Source organism: Methylobacterium oxalidis (assembly GCF_007992195.1).
Classification (GTDB): domain Bacteria; phylum Pseudomonadota; class Alphaproteobacteria; order Rhizobiales; family Beijerinckiaceae; genus Methylobacterium; species Methylobacterium oxalidis.
Genome location: NZ_BJZU01000121.1, coordinates 1 through 16,298, shown reverse-complemented (window position 1 = coordinate 16,298; position 16,298 = coordinate 1). Strand labels below are relative to the sequence as shown.

Genomic DNA, 16,298 nt, shown 5'->3' with positions numbered 1-16,298 from the left:
GTCCTAGCCCGGAGGTCGCGCGTTGCCCAGGATGCCGCCCATTCCGGGACGCCGCCCATTCCGGGACGCCGCCCGGTCCGGGACGCCGCCCGGTCCGGGACGCCGCGGCCGCGGATGCGGCTTCAAGCGAATTGAATTTTGTATTACAAATTCAGTAAGAGGCAAGACGCCCGCCGGCCCGCGCGTTCAGGAGGCCCGGCGGCCGATCAGGAGGATGGGATGGGAGCGACGCCCGAGCCGGCGACGAGCCAGAGAGCGGCCGCGCGCAACGGGGCGGGGCTGGGGCGGCGTCTCGCCGAGGCCCTGCAGGGCGAGGTGCGCTTCGACGCCTTCACGCGCGGGCGCTACGCCACCGACGCCTCGATCTACCAGATCATGCCAGCCGGCGTGGTGTTTCCCCGCAACCGGGCCGACATCGCCGCGACCCTCCAGATCGCGGCCGAGCACGACGTGCCGGTCGTCATGCGCGGCGGCGGCACCTCCCAGAACGGCCAGCCGATCGGGCGCGGCCTCGTGGTCGACTGCTCGCGCCACTTCAACGGGGTGCTGGCCTACGATGCCGAGGGCGGCACCGTCACGGTCGAGCCCGGCCACGTGCTGGAGCGCCTGAACACCCGGGTGAAGGCGGACGGCTGGTTCTTCCCCGTCGAGCCCTCCACCGCCACCCGCTGCACCATCGGCGGCATGGCCGGCAACAATTCCTGCGGCGCCCGCTCCCTGCGCTTCGGCAAGATGAGCGACAACGTCCTCGCCCTGGAAGCTCTGTTCCACGACGGCACGCCCTTCGGCTTCGGGCTGACCGGCAACGACGCCAGCGGCGTCACGGGCGGGGCGCGGGCCGAGGACCTCGCCCGGCGGATGCTGGCGCTCGCCGAATCCGAGCGCGCCGAGATCCTGCGCATGTACCCGAAGGTGCAGCGCCGGGTCGGCGGCTACAATCTCGACGCGCTGATCGAGGCGCGGCCGAACCTCGCCCACCTCCTCGTCGGCTCCGAGGGCACGCTCGCGGCCACCACCTCCGTGACGCTGAAGCTGTCGCGGCTGCCGGCGCACCGCGTCATGGGGGTCTGCCACTTCCCCTCCTTCCGCGCCGCCATGGAGACCACGAAGGCGATCGTCGGCCTGAACCCGGTGGCGGTCGAGCTCGTGGACAACAACGTGCTGGTGCTCGGCGCCGACATCCCGCTCTTCCGCACGACGCTCGCCGACATCACGCGGGGCGAGCCGAACTGCCTGCTGCTGGCCGAGTTCGCGGGCGACGACCGCGACGCCCTGATGGCCGACCTCCGGCGTCTCGACGCCTGCATGAGCGACCACGGCTTCGCGGACGCGGTGGTCGAGGTGCCCGAGCCCGTGCGCCAGAAGTCGGTCTGGGAGGTGCGCGAGGCCTGCCTCAACATCATGATGTCGATGAAGGGGGACGCCAAGCCCGTCTCCTTCATCGAGGATTGCGCGGTGCCGCTGGCGCACCTCGCCGACTACACCGACGCCGTCACCGAGGTCTTCACGAAGCACGGCACCCGTGGCACCTGGTACGCCCACGCCTCGGTCGGCTGCCTGCACGTGCGCCCGATCCTCAACATGAAGGAGGGGGAGGGCGTGGCGAAGATGCGGGCCATCGCCGAGGAGACCTCGGAGCTGGTGCGCCGCTACAAGGGCTCGTACTCGGGCGAGCACGGCGACGGCATCTCGCGCTCGGAATACGTGGAGCCGCTGTTCGGCTCCCGGCTCGCCCGCGCCTTCGAGACGGTCAAGGACGGGTTCGACCCGGACAACCGCCTCAACCCCGGCAAGATCGTGCGTCCGCTCAGGATGGACGACCGCTCCCTGATGCGGTTCCAGCACGGCTACGCGGTGAGCCGGCCAGCCAAGACCGCCCTCGACTGGTCGGACTGGGGCGGCTTCGGCGGCGCCGTCGAGATGTGCAACAACAACGGCACCTGCCGGAAGCTCGCGGGTGGCGCCATGTGCCCCTCCTACCGGGCGACCCGCGACGAGCAGCACCTCACCCGCGGGCGCGCGAACTCCCTGCGGCTCGCCATCTCGGGCCAGCTCGGGGAGGGCGCCTTCACCAGCCCGGAGATGAAGCGCACCCTCGATCTCTGCGTCTCCTGCAAGGCCTGCCGCCGGGAATGCCCGACCGGCGTCGACATGGCCAAGATGAAGATCGAGTTCCTGCACCACTACCACGCCGAGCACGGCCTGCCCCTGAAGGAGCGGCTCGTGGCGGAGATGCCCCGCTACGCCGGCCTCGCGGCCAGGCTCGCGCCGCTCCTCAACCTGCGCGACCGCTACGCGCCGCTCGCCCGCCTGTCGGAGCGCGTCGCCGGCCTCTCGGCGCGGCGCACCCTGCCGCGCTGGCGCCGGCCCTGGGCGGAGACCGGCGAGGCGGCCCACCCGCAGGACGTCACGGGCGATTTCCGGGACGTCGTCCTGTTCGGCGACACCTTCAACCGCGCCTTCGAGCGGGAGAACCTGGAGGCGGCCGAGCGCGTGCTCGCCGCCGCGGGCTACCGCCTGCACCGGGTCTTCCCGTCGAAGGGGCGGCGCCCGCTCTGCTGCGGCCGCACCTATCTCGCCTCCGGCCAGACCGACCGGGCCCGCGCCGAGGCGCGCCGCACCCTCGACACGCTGCTGCCCTACGTCCGGGCGGGCGCCCGCGTGGTCGGGCTGGAGCCCTCCTGCCTCCTCACCTTCCGGGACGAGTTCGCGGCGCTTCTGCCGGGCGAGGATGCGGCCCTGCTCGCGCGCAGCAGCCTACTGTTCGAGGAGCTGATCGCCGCCGACCTCGCCTCCGGCCGCATCGAGCTGCCGCTCGCCGACCAGGGCGGGCGCGTCGCGCACCTGCACGGCCACTGCCACCAGAAGTCGTTCGGGGTGATGGGCTCGGTCGAGACCGTGCTGCGCCGGGTGCCCGGCCTCGAGGTGCGGGTGATCGAGTCGAGCTGCTGCGGCATGGCGGGCGCCTTCGGCTACGGCGCCGACACGATCGACGTGTCGCTGGCCATGGCCGAGCTCTCCCTGTTCCCGGCGCTCCGCAAGGCCGGCCCGGACGACCTCGTGGTCGCGGACGGCACGAGCTGCCGCCACCAGATCCACGACGGCCTCGGGATTCACGCGGAACATGTGGCCCGCGTGCTCGATCGCGCGCTGGTCCCTCGACACTGAATTCAGCGGAGCCTAAACGTAGCATGGGGTCTCGACCCTGATCTCCGACCCAGTTGGCCGATGAACAAGATCGATACGGGCCTCGGCATCAGCCGGCGCTATCTCCACGACGAGGTCGCCGACCGGATGCGGGAGCTCATCCAGTCCGGCGAGATGGAGCCGCGCGCCCGCATCAACGAGGGCGAGCTGACCGAGCGCTTCGGCATCTCGCGCACGCCCCTGCGCGAGGCCATCAAGATCCTGGCGACCGAGGGGCTGCTGGAGCTGCTGCCCAACCGCGGCGCGCGCGTCGCCAGCATCTCGCAGGGCGAGATCGAGGAGATGGTCGAGGTCATCGCCGGGCTCGAGGCGACGGCCGCGGAGCTCGCCTGCCGCCGCATCACCGACGAGGAGATCGCCGCGATCGAGGTCGACCACGCGGCGATGGTCTCGGCTTGGCAGGCGGGGGAGGAGGCGGAGTACTTCCGCATCAACCGCACCATCCACGAAGCGATCATGACGGCGAGCCGCAACGTCACGTTGTCGGGCATCTACATGAGCCTGTCGGGCCGCATCCAGCGCTCGCGCTACAAGGCCCACCAGACCGCCGAGCAGTGGGAGCGGGCGGTCCACGAGCACGAGCGGATGATCCAGCTCCTGCACGCCCGCGACGGCGCCTCCCTGTCGCCGCTGATGCGCGAGCACATCCGCGGCAAGAAGCAGGTGATCGCGGCCAATTACGGCGAGGCCGACGGCTGAGGCGGCGCGCCGCGGCTCAGGCCGCGTCGTTGATCGTCCGCATGGTCGCCACGAGGTCGGTGAAGCGGTCCCCCTGAACCACCACGTGGGCGCGCAGCGCCTCCGCCGCCCGCGCCTCTTCCCCCGAGACGATGGCGTCCACGATCGCCGCGTGCTCCGCCAGCGATTGCGGCAGGCGCTGGCGCGCGCGCAGCTGCAGGCGGCGGAAGGGGGCGAGGCGCCGGTGGAGCTGGCGGGCCTGGTCGCACAGGAACGCGTTGCGGCAGGCCCGGTAGACCACCGTGTGGAAGACGTAGTTCTCCTGGTAGTAGGCCTCGGTGTCCCCGGCCTCCGCCGCGCGGGCGCAGGCCGCGAGCGCCTCCTTGAGCGCCGCCTCGTCCTCCGGCACGAGGCGGCGCGCGGCGAGCCGCCCGCAGGACGCCTCGATCTCCGCCATCGTCTCGAACATCGCCAGCAGGTGCTGGGGCTCGGGCGCGCTGACGATCGTGCCCCTGCGCGGCTTCGTCTCGACGAGGCCCGTCATCGCGAGCTGGATCAGCGCCTCGCGGATCGGCGTGCGCGAGACCCCGAACCGCTCGGCGAGCTGCACCTCGTCGAGGCGCGCGCCCAGCGGCAGCCGGCCGTCGACGATCTCATCTTCGATCGTCTGCTTGAGACGCTGTGCCTGGCTCATGGGTTACCTCCCGGCGGAAGCATTTTCCAGCCGCGATGATTATGCAAGCCGGTTGACAAAATATACAAGACCGTCTTTTCTAAATATCACAGGGCGCATTCAGTATAAAAGTTGCGCTGCACAAATCCGGCGCCCGATGCTGCGCCGCGGGAGAAAGACGCCATGCCTCTGACTCGACGCCACATCCTCGCCTCGGGCCTCGCCGCCCCCGCCCTCCTCACCTTCGGCCTTGGCGCCGCCAGGGCCGCCACCACCCTCAAGCTCTCGCACCAGTTCCCGGGCGGGACGATCGACGAGGGCGATTTCCGCGACCGCATGTGCCGCAAGTTCGGCGCCGCGCTCGCCGAGCGCTCGAAGGGCGCGCTGGAGGTGCAGGTCTATCCCGGCTCCTCGCTGATGAAGACGAACGCCCAGTTCGGCGCGATGCGGAAGGGCGCGCTGGACATGTCGCTCTATCCCTCGCCCTACGCGGGCGGCGAGGTGCCGGAGATGAACATCGGCCTGATGCCGGCCCTCGTGACCTCCTACGCGCAAGGGGTGGCCTGGAAGAAGGCGCCGGTCGGCCGCAAGCTCACCGAGATCCTCGATGCCAAGGGCATCGTCCTCGTCTCCTGGGTCTGGCAGGCGGGCGGCGTGGCGAGCCGCGAGCGGCCGCTCTACGCGCCCCAGGACGCCAAGGGCCTCAAGGTCCGCGGCGGCTCCCGCGAGATGGACCTGATGATGAAGCAGGCGGGCGCCGCGACCCTCTCGATCCCCTCGAACGAGTCCTACGCCGCCATGCAGACGGGCGCGTGCGACGCGGTCATCACCTCCTCCACCAGCCTGATCTCCTTCCGCCTGGAGGAGCTGTCGAAGGCCCTCACCTCGGGCCGCGAGCGCTCCTACTGGTTCATGCTCGAGCCGATCATGATGTCGAAGATCGTGTTCTCGGGCCTCCCGAAGGACCAGCAGGACCTGATCATGGCGGTCGGCGAGGAGCTGGAGACGTTCGGGCAGGCGGGCGCCAAGGCCGACGACGCCAAGGTCGAGGAGGTCTTCACCAAGGCCGGCGCCAAGGTCCAGAACCTCGACGAGGCGACCATGAACAAGTGGCGCGAGATCGCCCGCGAGACCGCCTGGAAGGACTACGCGGGCAAGAACGCCAACTGCGCCGAGCTCCTCAAGCTGGCGGAGCAGGTGTCGTGAGCCACGCCTTCGACGCCGCCTCGGCGGCCGCCGCCGAGACCCGCGCGGCCCCGGAGCCCCGCGTGCCGGGGCTCCTCGGCACCCTCGACAGGGCCCTGAAGTCCGTCAATCACGTCATCATGCTGCTCGGCGGCATCGCCCTCGTCTGCGCCTGCCTCGTGCTGAGCTACAGCGTGGTGATCCGCTACGTCCTGCACGAGCCGACCGACTGGCAGGACGAGATGGCGGTGTTCCTGATCGTGGGGGCGACCTTCTTCTCGGCCGCCGCGGTCCAGGCCAAGCGCGGCCACGTGGCGATCGAGGCGCTGACCGGCCTGCTCTCGCCGCGGGTCAACAGCGCCCGCCTGCTGATGGCCGACGTCATCAGCTTCGTCTTCGTGGTGTTCTTCGCCTGGAAGAGCTGGTCGCTGCTGCACGAGGCCTGGGTCGACGGGCAGGTCTCGCAATCGACCTGGGGCCCGCCCCTCTGGATCCCCTACTCGCTGATGGCGGCCGGCATGAGCCTGCTCGGCATCCAGTTCGCCCTGCAGATCGCGGAGGCCGTCCTCTACGGCCCGAACCGGGCCGGCTGGGCGAGGCCGAAGATCGGCATCGGCGCCGATCTCAACCGGGACATGAAGGGCCGTCCCGACCTGACGCCGCAGGGGCCCGACGTGATGGGCACCGAGACCACGGGGAGGCAGCCATGAGCGTCGCGGCCATCGGGTTCCTCTACGCGGGCGCGACGCTCGGCGTCATGCTCGCGGGCATCCCCATCGCCTTCGCGCTGGGCTTCGTGGCGCTGGCCTTCATGGTCGCGTTCATGCCTGGCTCCTCCCTCGATACGGTCGCCCAGAACGTCTACGAGGAGATGGCCTCGATCACGCTGCTGTCGATCCCGCTCTTCATCCTCAAGGGCGCGGCGATCGGGCGGTCCAAGGCCGGCCAGGACCTCTACTCGGCCATGCACGCCTGGATGCACCGCATCCCCGGCGGGCTCGGCATCGCCAACGTCTTCGCCTGCGCGCTGTTCGCCGCCATGGCGGGCTCGAGCCCGGCCACCTGCTCGGCGATCGGCTCGGCGGGCATCCCGGAGATGCGCAAGCGCGGCTACTCGCCGGGCTTCGCGGCCGGCATCATCGCGGCGGGCGGCACGCTCGGCATCCTGCTGCCGCCCTCGATCACCATGATCCTCTACGCGGTGGCCGCCGAGCAGTCGCTCGGCCGCCTGTTCCTGGCCGGCATCGGGCCGGGCATCCTGCTGGTGGCCCTGTTCGCGGGCTGGTCGATCTACCGCTTCCGCTCGGAATTCGCGGCGGCGAAGCTCGCCTACGAGCGCGGCGGCGTCACCTCGCCGATCCTGGCGGAGGACAAGTACAGCATGCGGGAGCGCTTCTCGACGCTGCCGCGGGTGCTGCCCTTCGTGGTCCTGCTCACCGGCGTCATGGTGGCGCTCTACGGCGGCTACGCCACGCCCTCGGAGACGGCGGGCCTCGGCGGCCTGCTGGCGCTCGGCCTCATCGCCGTCATCTACGGCGTCTGGCGGCCGAAGGACGTGAGCCCGATCCTAACCGCGACGCTCCGGGAATCGACGATGCTGATGCTGATCATCGGCATGTCGCTCCTCTACGCCTACGTGATGAGCTACCTCCACATCAGCCAGGCGGCGGCCGCTTCCATCGTGGCGATGCAGCTCTCCCCCTGGGTGCTGCTGGTGACGATCCTGGCGCTCGTGATCGGCCTCGGCTTCTTCCTGCCGCCGGTCTCGATCATCCTGATGACGGCGCCGATCATCCTGCCGCCGCTCAAGGCGGCCGGGTTCGACCTCGTCTGGTTCGGCGTCGTGATGACGATCACCATGGAGATGGGCCTGATCCACCCGCCGGTGGGCCTCAACATCTTCGTGATCAAGAACATCGCCCCCGACATCCCGCTCTCGGACATCATCTGGGGCACGCTGCCCTTCGTGATCCTGATGGCGGTGGCGATCCTGATCCTGTGCCTCGTCCCCGGCATCGCCATGTGGCTGCCGAACACCCTGCTGCCGACGACACGCTAGCGGGCGGACGACGTCGACGACGCGGGCGGCCCGGACCGGACGGTCCGGGCCGCTTCGCGTTCAGAGGGCGGAACGGGATGCTCGTGGTCGAGATCTGACGCTTGGTCCCCACGCGCAAGGGGCTGCTTGCGACCCGTTGCGGACGTTGAACCTCGACCGCGAGCAAAAGCCCTGCGCCTTTTCGAGCGGATGGCGTAGGATCGCCGCATGGGACTGCTGACTTTCAGCATCAACGCCACCCTGGACGGCTGCATCGACCACCAGGAAGGCATCGCTGACGACGAGACGCACGCCTATTTCACCAGCCTGATGGACGACGCTGGGGCGATGCTGTGGGGCCGCGTCACCTACGAGATGATGGAGGGCTATTGGCCGGCAGTCCGTCGCGGAAACGTGGAAGCCCCGACGGCGATCCGCGAGTGGGCGGTCAAGCTGGAGGTCAAGCCGAAATACGTCGTGTCGTCCACGCGAACGGATTTTCCGTGGACCAACAGCCACCACATCGCCGACGACCTGCGGGCAGGTGTGCAGAGGCTCAAGGACGCGACGTCGGCAGGCGTGCTCCTCGGTAGCGGCAAACTCGCGACCGAATTGGACCGGCTGGACCTGATCGATGAGTACAAGTTCCTCGTCCATCCCCGGATCGCCGGCCACGGCCCGACCCTACACCAGGGTGGGTTGCCCGGAACGCGACGGCTCGAACTCATCTCAACGAAGCCGCTCCGGAATGGCGCGGTGGCCATGCACTACCGGCGCGAGCCCTGACCCAACACACCCCCATGCAGCGCTCGGAAATCGAGGCGCCCCGGCAACGCTGCTGCCCAGCAGTCGAGCGGCTACGGCGGATTTCCACCCCGAGCGGACCTCATGAGTGGGTACCACGTGTAGGATGTCTGAGGCAGGCTGACACGCCGTGCCGGGAAGCGGGAGCGACGCCCTGGCCAGCAACGATCGCATCACCTTCGAGCTCGATCCCTGCGCGGCAGCCCCTCTCTCGGACACCGAGCGGGCGGAGATCGAGGACCTCGCCGCGCAGCCCGAGGCCACGATCGACACGAGCGACCTGCCGCCGCTCGGCGAGGCATTCCTCACCAACGCCGTGCGCGACCCTGTCCGTGGGTGACGTGCCCTACCGCCCCGTCCAGTGCGGCGCGCGCTTGGCGAGGAACGCCTCCATGCCCTCGCGGAAATCCTGGCTCATGTAGCACTGCAGGATCAGGTCCTCGCCCGCGCCCGTGTCGCCCTCCTGCAGGCGGCGCAGGCCCTCCTTGGTGGCCTGGAGGGTCAGCGGGGCGTGGCCGGCGAGCAGCGCCGCGAGCTCGGCGGCCCGCGCCTCCAGGGCGTCCGCATCCGCCACCACCTCGCTGACGAGGCCGATCGCCAGGGCCTCGTCGGCGCCGACGAGCCGGGCGGTGAACAGGATGTCCTTCACCCGCGCCGGGCCGATCAGGGCCGAGAGCCGCTTGAGGTTGCCCTGCGACAGGCAGTTGCCGAGGGTCCGCGCGATCGGGAAGCCGAAGCGCGCGTCCTGGGTGGCGAGGCGCATGTCGCAGGCCGCGGCGATGGCCGCGCCGCCGCCCGTGCAGGCGCCCGCGACCGCCGCGATCGTCGGCACCCGCAGGCGCTCCAGGGTGCCGAGCACCCGGTCCATGAAGCGCTCGTAGCCGAGCGCGTCCTCGGGCGTCCTGAAGCTGCGGAACTGCGCGATGTCGGTGCCCGCGGCGAAGGCCTTCTCGCCCGCCCCGGTGATGATCAGGGCCCGGATCGCGGGGTCCTCCGCCACCCGCCCGCACAGGGTGATCAGCCCCTCGTACATGCCGAAGGTGAGCGCGTTGCGCGCCTGCGGACGGTTGAGAACGATCCGGGCGATGCCGGCCTCGTCCGTGGAGAACAGGAGCTCGTCGGTGGGGGAGGTCGTGTCGGTGGTCATCGGGACATCCTGGCGGAGAGCCTGATCGGCCGCCTCCTCCTCTGTCGCGGGAGGGGGCGGGACGGGCGTGGGGCGGACGGCGCCCGCCCCACCTATCACGCCGCCGTCTCGCGCACGACGCCGCGGGCGAGGAGGTCGTCGATCGCGGGGCCGTCGTAGCCGGCCTCGGCGAGGAGGGCGCGGCTGTGCTCGCCCAGAAGCGGCGCCGGCCCGTGGACGCGGCCGGGCGTGGCGGAGAACTTCACGGGCAGGCCGAGCGTCCGCATCCGCCCGGCGCGGGCGTGCTCGACCTCGACCACCATCTCGCGGGCGAGGGTCTGGGGGTCGCGGTGCATCGCCGCCACGTCGAGCACGGGGCCGGCCGGCACGCCGCCGGCCTCGAGCCGCGCGAGCCAGTCCTCCGAGGAGGCGGTGCGGAAATGGGGGGCGAGCGCCGCCGCCAGCGCCTCGCGGTTCGCCATGCGGTCGCGGTTCTGCGCGAAGCGCGGGTCGGCGGAGAGGTCCTCGGCGCCGAGCACGGCGAGGAGCCGCAGCCAGTTCGTCTGGTTGGCCGCCCCGATCGTGATCCAGCCGTCCGCGGTCTCGAACGCCTCGTAGGGCGCGTTCAGCGGGTGGGCCGAGCCCATCGGCCCGGGCGCCGCGCCGGTCGCCATGCTGATCGCCGACTGCCAGTAGGTCAGCGTGATGCCGGCCTCGAACAGGGAGGTGTCGACCACCTGCCCCTCGCCCGTGCGCAGCTTGTGCGCGTAGGCCGCGAGCACGCCCATCGCCGCCAGGATCCCGGCCGTGATATCGGTGACCGGCGGCCCGCACTTCATGGGCGGGCGGCCCGGCCCCTCGCCGGTGATGCTCATGAGCCCGCTCATGCCCTGGGCCACGAGGTCGAAGCCCGCCCGCTCGGCGTAGGGGCCGGAGCGCCCGAAGCCCGACAGCGAGCAGTAGATCAGCCCCGGGAACGCCGCCCTCAGGGTCTCGTAGCCGAGGCCGAGCCGCTCCATCGTGCCAGCCCGGTAGTTCTCGATCAGCACGTCGGCGTCGGCGAGCAGCCGGCGCAGGATCGCCTTGCCGTCCTCGCTCTTGAGGTCGAGGGCGATCCCGCGCTTGCCGCGGTTCATCATCATGTAGGCCGCGCTCTCGCCCGCGAGCGCGGGCGGCACCGAGCGGCGGGTGTCGTCGCCGCCGTCGATCTTCTCGACCTTGATCACCTCGGCGCCCATGTCGCCGAGCATCAGCCCGCAGACCGGGCCCGCCATGATGTGGGCGAGCTCCACCACCCTGACGCCCGCGAGCGGCCCCGACCGCTCCGTCCCCCGTGCCCCGGTCCCCGACATCGCGCCTCCGTACGGCTCGGCCCCCGCGCCGGTCCGGCCGGGGATGCATCGATCCGGCCTGCCATAGCGAGCCGGCGGCGGGCGGCGCAACCGCGGACGGGGCGCCGGCGCGGGCGGGCGCAGGATCCGGCCGGCTGGACAGCGAGAATTTGTATCTCTAGAGTTGCTAAATTAACCTAGAGTAACAAACACGGCGGATGATCATGAGCACCTGCAAGGGCAGCAACGGCGACACCTGGGAGATCTACCAGTCGGGTGGCCAGTGGCGCTGGCGCCGGAAGGCCCGCAACGGCGAACCCGTCGGCGCGTCCACGGAGGCGTACGTCAACAAGAGCGACTGCATCGCCAACGCGCGCCGCAACGGCATGGATTGCGATCCGAAATAGGGCCGCCGCCCGCCCGAATCCGAAAAGGCCCGGCGCCTCCGCCTCCGACCCGTCCCGTGCTAGGGGCGGGCCGGAGAACCGGATGGAGCCGTCATGGGAAGCTCGAACACCCTCGGAAGCCTGAGGACCGTCACCGAAACGCGCCGGGTCGGGGCGATCGCGATCGTCGCGCTCTCGGCGCCACCGGTGAACGCCCTCTCGGAGGCCCTGCGCCTCGGCATCCGGGACGCCGTCGAGGCCGCCGAGGCGGACCCGGAGCTCTCGGCGATCGTGCTGATCGGCGCCGGGCGGATGTTCTGCGGGGGCGCCGACATCACCGAGTTCGGCCGGCCCTGGCAGGGGATCGGCCTCGGCGCGCTCCTCGACCGGGTGGAGGATTGCGCCAAGCCGGTGGTGGCGGCGATCCACGGCATGGCCCTCGGGGGCGGCCTCGAGCTGGCGCTCGCCTGCCACTACCGCCTCGCCACGCCCGCCGCCCGCCTCGGCCAGCCCGAGGTGAAGCTCGGCCTCGTGCCGGGGGCGGGGGGCACGCAGCGCCTGCCGCGGCTCGTCGGCACCGAGAAGGCCCTCGACATGATCGTCTCGGGCGAGCCCGTCGACGGCCGGGCGGCCCTCGACCTCGGCCTCCTCGACGCGCTCGCGGCCGAGGAGGGCCTGGAGGCCGAGGCGGTGGCCTTCGCGGGCCGGCTCGTCGCGGAGGGGCGCGGGCCCCGCCGCGTGCGCGAGGACGACAGCCGCCTGGAGCACGGCCGGATCGGCCTGTTCGCGGCCGCCCGCGAGGCCGCGGCGCGGCGCTACAGGGGCTTCGAGGCGCCCCAGGCCTGCATCGCCTGCGTGGAGGCCGCCGGCACGCTGCCCTTCGCGGAGGCGCTCGCCTTCGAGGAGCGCACCTTCTTCGCGCTGATGGCGGGCGCGCAGTCGATCGCGCAGCGCCACGCCTTCTTCGCCGAGCGCGAGGCCGCCAAGGTCCCGGACCTGCCCGCCGACGCGCGCAGGCGGCCGGTGCGGCGGGTCGCGCTCGCCGGCCCGGACCTCGCGGGAGCCGCATTCGCCGGGGCGGCGGAGGGGCCGGGCCGGCGCCTCGCCGCGATCCTCTCGCAGGCGGCCGGGCTGACGGTGCTGTGCGCCGAGGGGGCGGCCCCGCCCGACCTCGCGGGCTGCGACCTCGTCCTCGCGGGGCAGACGCGGGACCTCGCCTCCCTCGAGGCAGACCCGGAGGCGATCCTCGCCGTCGCGGCCGACGCGCCAGATCCCTCCGGCCTCGCGGAAGGCCCGCGGCTGGAGCGGGTGCTCGGGCTCCATCCGGGCGCCCCCTTGCCGGGCAGCCCCTTGCCCGGCTCGCGCCTCCTCGAGATCCTGCGCGGCCCGGCCACGGCGCCGGAGGTGCTCGCCACCGCGCTGGGCCTCGCGCGCGGCCTCGGCCGGGTCGCCGTGGTGACGCGGGGCGGCTTCATCGGCCCGCGCATGCTCGGGCGCCTGCGGCGGGAGGCCGGCCGCCTCGTTCACGAAGGCGCGAGCCCGGAGCAGGTCGCGCGCGTCCTGACCGAGTTCGGGCTCGCGCCCGCCCCGCTCGGGCTCGACGCCGCCCTGCCCGAGGGCGAGCCGGCCGCCGGCCACCACCGCCGGGCCGTCTCGGACGACGAGATCCTGGAGCGCTGCCTCGACACCCTGGTCGACGCCGGCGCGCGGATCCTGGAGGCGGGCGGGGCCCTGCGCGCCTCGGACATCGACGTGGTCTGGCTCGCGGGCTACGGCTGGCCGGCCTACCGGGGCGGCCCGATGCACGGGGCGGACGCGCAGGGGCTCCCGGCTTTGCGCGACCGCCTCCGCGCCCTGGCGGACAGAGGCGGGCCGGGCTACGCGCCCGCCTCCCTCATCGAGCGCCTCGCCGCGGAGGGCGGCCGCTTCGCCGACCTCGACCGGCGGCGGGCGTAGGGGCGCGGGTTGCGCAGCCTTCCGGCGGCCGCCCTCACCCCCGCGCCCCTCCATAGAATCCCGCGAGCAGCGGCTGGACATAATGGCGCTCGGCCTGGTCCGCGTCGATGCCCTCCGCCCAGTCGTCGAGCTCGGAGGCCGCGTCGATCATGCTGTTGACGACCTGCGCGGCGATCGCCGGGTCGCAGGCGCGGATCGAGCCGTCCGCCACCCCGTCGACGATCGGGAAGGCGACGCGGTCCCAGAGCCGGTGCATCGTGCCCGTGACGCCGCCGCGCAGGTTGTCCGGCAGGGCGCCCACCGCGATCCAGCGCAGCAGCGGGCCGGATTCCGAGAGCTGGTGGCGCACCAGCGCGCAGCTCAGCGCCGCGAGCCGCTCCCAGCCGCTCCCCCCAGCCGCCTCCGCCGCGTCCTGCGTGCGGCGGATCCGGTCGAAGGTGCGGGTGAAGCAGTTGGCGACGAGGTCGTCCTTGTTGTCGTTGTGGTGGTAGAACGAGCCCTTGGTGACGCGCAGCTGCGCCGAGATCTTCTCCACCGAGGCGCCGCGGTAGCCCTGCTCGTTGATGAGGATGGTGGCCGCGCGCAGGAAGGCGTCGGTGGGGCCGGCCTCGGAGGGCGGCACCGCCACGGGCCCGGCGGCCGGCGGCCAGGGGCTGCCGGGCCCCGCGAGCCCGTGAAGCAGCAGGTCCGCCACCCGCGCGGCGACGCGGGCGTAGTCGTCCGGCTCGTAGCGCTCGATCCAGACGCGCAGGGTCTGCACCACCGAGACGAGGAGGTGGGTGCGGGCGTTGCGGGCGATGCGGTCGAGCCCGGGCAGCGCCTCCGGCCCGACGAGCAGCGCCCGCATGCGCCGGAAGAAGGCGTTGTAGGCGGCAAACACCGTCTCGGCCTGCGGGCTCGGCAGGGCGCGCACGTCGTGGAAGCGGATCAGGGCCGGCCGCTCGCCGGCCGCCATCGCCGAGAGCCCCCGCGCGTAGGCGTCGAGGAAGGCGCGCAGCCGCGCCTCCGGGCTCGTCCGCACCTCGGCCTCGGCGATCAGCGCGTCGAGCCACGCGATCTTGGCCAGGAAGCAGGCCGCCGCGAGGTCCTCCTTGCGGCGGTAATAGTAGGTGATCGAGTTCGTCATCAGCCCGACGCTGCCCGAGACGTCGGCGAGCGAGGTTCCGCGGATGCCCCGCTCGTTGAAGCGCTTGGCGGCCGCGTCGAGGATCGCCTGGCGCTTCTCGGCGAAGCGCTTCGTCTGCCGCGGGGCGGGGCTGGTCGGGTCCGACATACCTGCGGTTGAGCATGCGCGGGCCGGGCTGACAAGCGCGCCCTGGCGCCGGCCGGTTCCCGCGCATACCCCGAACACGAAAACGGGGGCTCGGGCGGGGGCCTCGAGCCGGCCCCCGCCCCCCGCGCGGGGCCCGGCTCAGACCGGGGCCGGCTCCAGGCGCCCGGCCGGGGCCGGGGCGGCGGGCGCCGGCTCCAGCACCTTGCCGCGCGGGCCGATCCACCGCCCGACCCAGCGCCGCTGCCAGAGATAGAGGCAGCCGAGCACCAGGCCCGCGAAGGCCGCGTAGCCCACGAAGCCGATCGCGAAGGAGCCCGTGTACTGCTTCGAGAGGCCCATCACGTTCGGCAGGATCGCGCCGCCGAGCGCCCCGACCTCGCCGATCATCGAGCCCGCCACGGCGGTGTTGGTCGGCCAGCGCAGGGGCACGAGCTGGAACAGCGCGCCGTTGCCGGCCCCGAGGGCCGCGAAGCAGAGCATGAACAGGATCGTGGTGAGCGCGAGCGAGGGCGCCGAGGTCAGGAGCAGGAACGAGGCGATGGCGGCGAGCAGCACCACGGTGAGCACCAGCACGCCGCCGACCCGGTCGGCGAAGTAGCCGCCGAGGATGCGGATGCCGGAGCCCATGATGGCGGCCAGCATGGTCAGGCGCCCGGCCTCGATCTTGGTGACCGCGAACTGCTCGTAGAAGAAGGTCGGCAGGAAGTTCGACAGGCCGATGAAGCCGCCGAAGGTGATGATGTAGACGAGGCTGAAGGCCCAGCCGTCCTTCTCGAACAGGCAGGCGACGTGCTGCCGGAAGGACTGGTGCTCCCGGTCCGGCGGCTCCTGCGCGAAGACGATCATCACGACGAGCGGGATCACCATCACGAGCCCGGCGAAGCCGTAGACGGCCTGCCAGCCGTAGGCCTGGGCGAGCGGGGGGGCGAACAGCACGGCGAGCACCGTGCCCGAGTTGCCGGCCCCCGCGATGCCCATGGCGAGGCCCTTGTGCCGGGGCGGGAACCAGCCGGAGCCGAGCGAGAGCGCGACGCCGAAGGAGGCGCCCGCGATGCCGAGCAGCACGCCCATGGCCAGCACCTCGTCGAAGGTGTCGACGAGGAAGAAGCCGAAGGCCATCGCCGCGATGATGAGGCCCATCTCGGTGATCGCCGCGTTCTTGCGGCCGATGTACTGGGCGAGCACGCCGAGGGGGAAGCGCATGATCGCGCCCGCCATGATCGGCAGCGAGATCATGAACCCGGTCTGGGCGGGGCTGAGCTTGAAGGTCTCGGTGATGAACGGGCCCATGGCGCCGTTGAGCACCCAGATCGCGAAGCAGAAATCGAAGTAGAGGAACGCGGCGAAGAGCGTCGGGGGGTGGCCCGACTTCATCACGGTCTTGAAACTGGCCATGGAGGGTGCTCGTCTCTTGGTGCGGCGCGCACGCGCTGCCGCTCTGCCGGAGGAACCGGACTCACACCGTCCGCTGTGCGGGGCGCCGTTGTCCCGCGCGCCGCGTCGGGACGCGGCAGGGCCGCTCTAGCAGCAAGCGTGCCAGAGGCGCGGGCGGGGAGCGGCCCCGCTCCGGCGCGGGCGGCGAGGCCGCGATCCGGCCCATGCTGCGCCGCAAGGCAGCCTGCCCAGGAAACGGGCGGCCCG

The 16,298-nt window shown here is 72.1% G+C and carries 14 protein-coding genes; 9 read left to right on the top strand and 5 right to left on the bottom strand.

Annotated features, from left to right (window positions below):
• The first annotated feature begins 219 nt into the window (after nt 1-219).
• Nucleotides 220-3,168, top strand: coding sequence for an FAD-binding and (Fe-S)-binding domain-containing protein (locus MOX02_RS23585; RefSeq protein WP_147028272.1), 2,949 nt, complete (start codon nt 220-222; stop codon nt 3,166-3,168).
• 60 nt (nt 3,169-3,228) lie between these two features.
• Complete coding sequence (locus tag MOX02_RS23580; RefSeq protein ID WP_147028271.1) at nt 3,229-3,906, top strand: GntR family transcriptional regulator; 678 nt, start codon at nt 3,229-3,231, stop codon at nt 3,904-3,906.
• 16 nt (nt 3,907-3,922) lie between these two features.
• Here the strand turns inward: MOX02_RS23580 and MOX02_RS23575 are convergent, their stop codons facing one another.
• On the bottom strand, nt 3,923-4,579 hold the full coding sequence (locus tag MOX02_RS23575; protein ID WP_147028270.1) for a GntR family transcriptional regulator: 657 nt from the start codon (nt 4,577-4,579) through the stop codon (nt 3,923-3,925).
• Between the two features lie 162 nt (nt 4,580-4,741).
• Between MOX02_RS23575 and dctP the strand changes: the two genes are divergently transcribed.
• From dctP to MOX02_RS23550, 5 genes are all read left to right on the top strand, one after another.
• A complete protein-coding gene (gene dctP / locus MOX02_RS23570) occupies nt 4,742-5,764 on the top strand; it encodes a TRAP transporter substrate-binding protein DctP (RefSeq protein ID WP_147028269.1) in 1,023 nt (340 codons plus the stop codon).
• Nucleotides 5,761-6,453 (top strand): TRAP transporter small permease, encoded by a 693-nt coding sequence (locus MOX02_RS23565; protein ID WP_147028268.1) that lies wholly within the window; start codon nt 5,761-5,763, stop codon nt 6,451-6,453. Before dctP ends, MOX02_RS23565 begins: the two co-directional genes overlap by 4 nt.
• Nucleotides 6,450-7,802: a TRAP transporter large permease gene (locus tag MOX02_RS23560; protein ID WP_147028267.1), complete on the top strand. Its 1,353-nt coding sequence runs from the start codon at nt 6,450-6,452 to the stop codon at nt 7,800-7,802. Before MOX02_RS23565 ends, MOX02_RS23560 begins: the two co-directional genes overlap by 4 nt.
• A 207-nt stretch (nt 7,803-8,009) precedes the next feature.
• Nucleotides 8,010-8,567 carry a dihydrofolate reductase family protein gene (locus MOX02_RS23555; RefSeq protein WP_147028266.1) on the top strand — a complete coding sequence of 186 codons (558 nt, stop codon included), beginning with the start codon at nt 8,010-8,012 and terminating at the stop codon, nt 8,565-8,567.
• 148 nt (nt 8,568-8,715) lie between these two features.
• Nucleotides 8,716-8,925 carry a hypothetical protein gene (locus tag MOX02_RS23550; RefSeq protein WP_147028265.1) on the top strand — a complete coding sequence of 70 codons (210 nt, stop codon included), beginning with the start codon at nt 8,716-8,718 and terminating at the stop codon, nt 8,923-8,925.
• A 6-nt stretch (nt 8,926-8,931) separates the two neighbouring features.
• Here the strand turns inward: MOX02_RS23550 and MOX02_RS23545 are convergent, their stop codons facing one another.
• Together MOX02_RS23545 and MOX02_RS23540 are read right to left on the bottom strand one after the other, a co-directional pair.
• Nucleotides 8,932-9,732 carry an enoyl-CoA hydratase/isomerase family protein gene (locus tag MOX02_RS23545; protein WP_147028264.1) on the bottom strand — a complete coding sequence of 267 codons (801 nt, stop codon included), beginning with the start codon at nt 9,730-9,732 and terminating at the stop codon, nt 8,932-8,934.
• 95 nt (nt 9,733-9,827) lie between these two features.
• The gene (locus MOX02_RS23540) at nt 9,828-11,063 is read right to left on the bottom strand and encodes a CaiB/BaiF CoA transferase family protein (protein ID WP_147028263.1); all 1,236 of its coding nucleotides are present in this window, start codon (nt 11,061-11,063) and stop codon (nt 9,828-9,830) included.
• 203 nt (nt 11,064-11,266) lie between these two features.
• On the opposite strand from MOX02_RS23540, the gene MOX02_RS23535 reads away from it, so the two are divergent.
• Nucleotides 11,267-11,449 carry a YegP family protein gene (locus MOX02_RS23535; RefSeq protein WP_147028262.1) on the top strand — a complete coding sequence of 61 codons (183 nt, stop codon included), beginning with the start codon at nt 11,267-11,269 and terminating at the stop codon, nt 11,447-11,449.
• Between the two features lie 93 nt (nt 11,450-11,542).
• Nucleotides 11,543-13,384: an enoyl-CoA hydratase-related protein gene (locus MOX02_RS23530; protein ID WP_147028261.1), complete on the top strand. Its 1,842-nt coding sequence runs from the start codon at nt 11,543-11,545 to the stop codon at nt 13,382-13,384.
• A 34-nt stretch (nt 13,385-13,418) separates the two neighbouring features.
• On the opposite strand, the gene MOX02_RS23525 is transcribed toward MOX02_RS23530, so the two are convergent.
• Both MOX02_RS23525 and MOX02_RS23520 read right to left on the bottom strand, forming a co-directional pair.
• Nucleotides 13,419-14,657, bottom strand: a complete 1,239-nt coding sequence (locus MOX02_RS23525; RefSeq protein WP_147028260.1) for a TetR/AcrR family transcriptional regulator — start codon at nt 14,655-14,657, stop codon at nt 13,419-13,421.
• 138 nt (nt 14,658-14,795) lie between these two features.
• The gene (locus tag MOX02_RS23520) at nt 14,796-16,052 is read right to left on the bottom strand and encodes an MFS transporter (RefSeq protein WP_147028259.1); all 1,257 of its coding nucleotides are present in this window, start codon (nt 16,050-16,052) and stop codon (nt 14,796-14,798) included.
• Between the last annotated feature and the right edge of the window lie 246 nt (nt 16,053-16,298).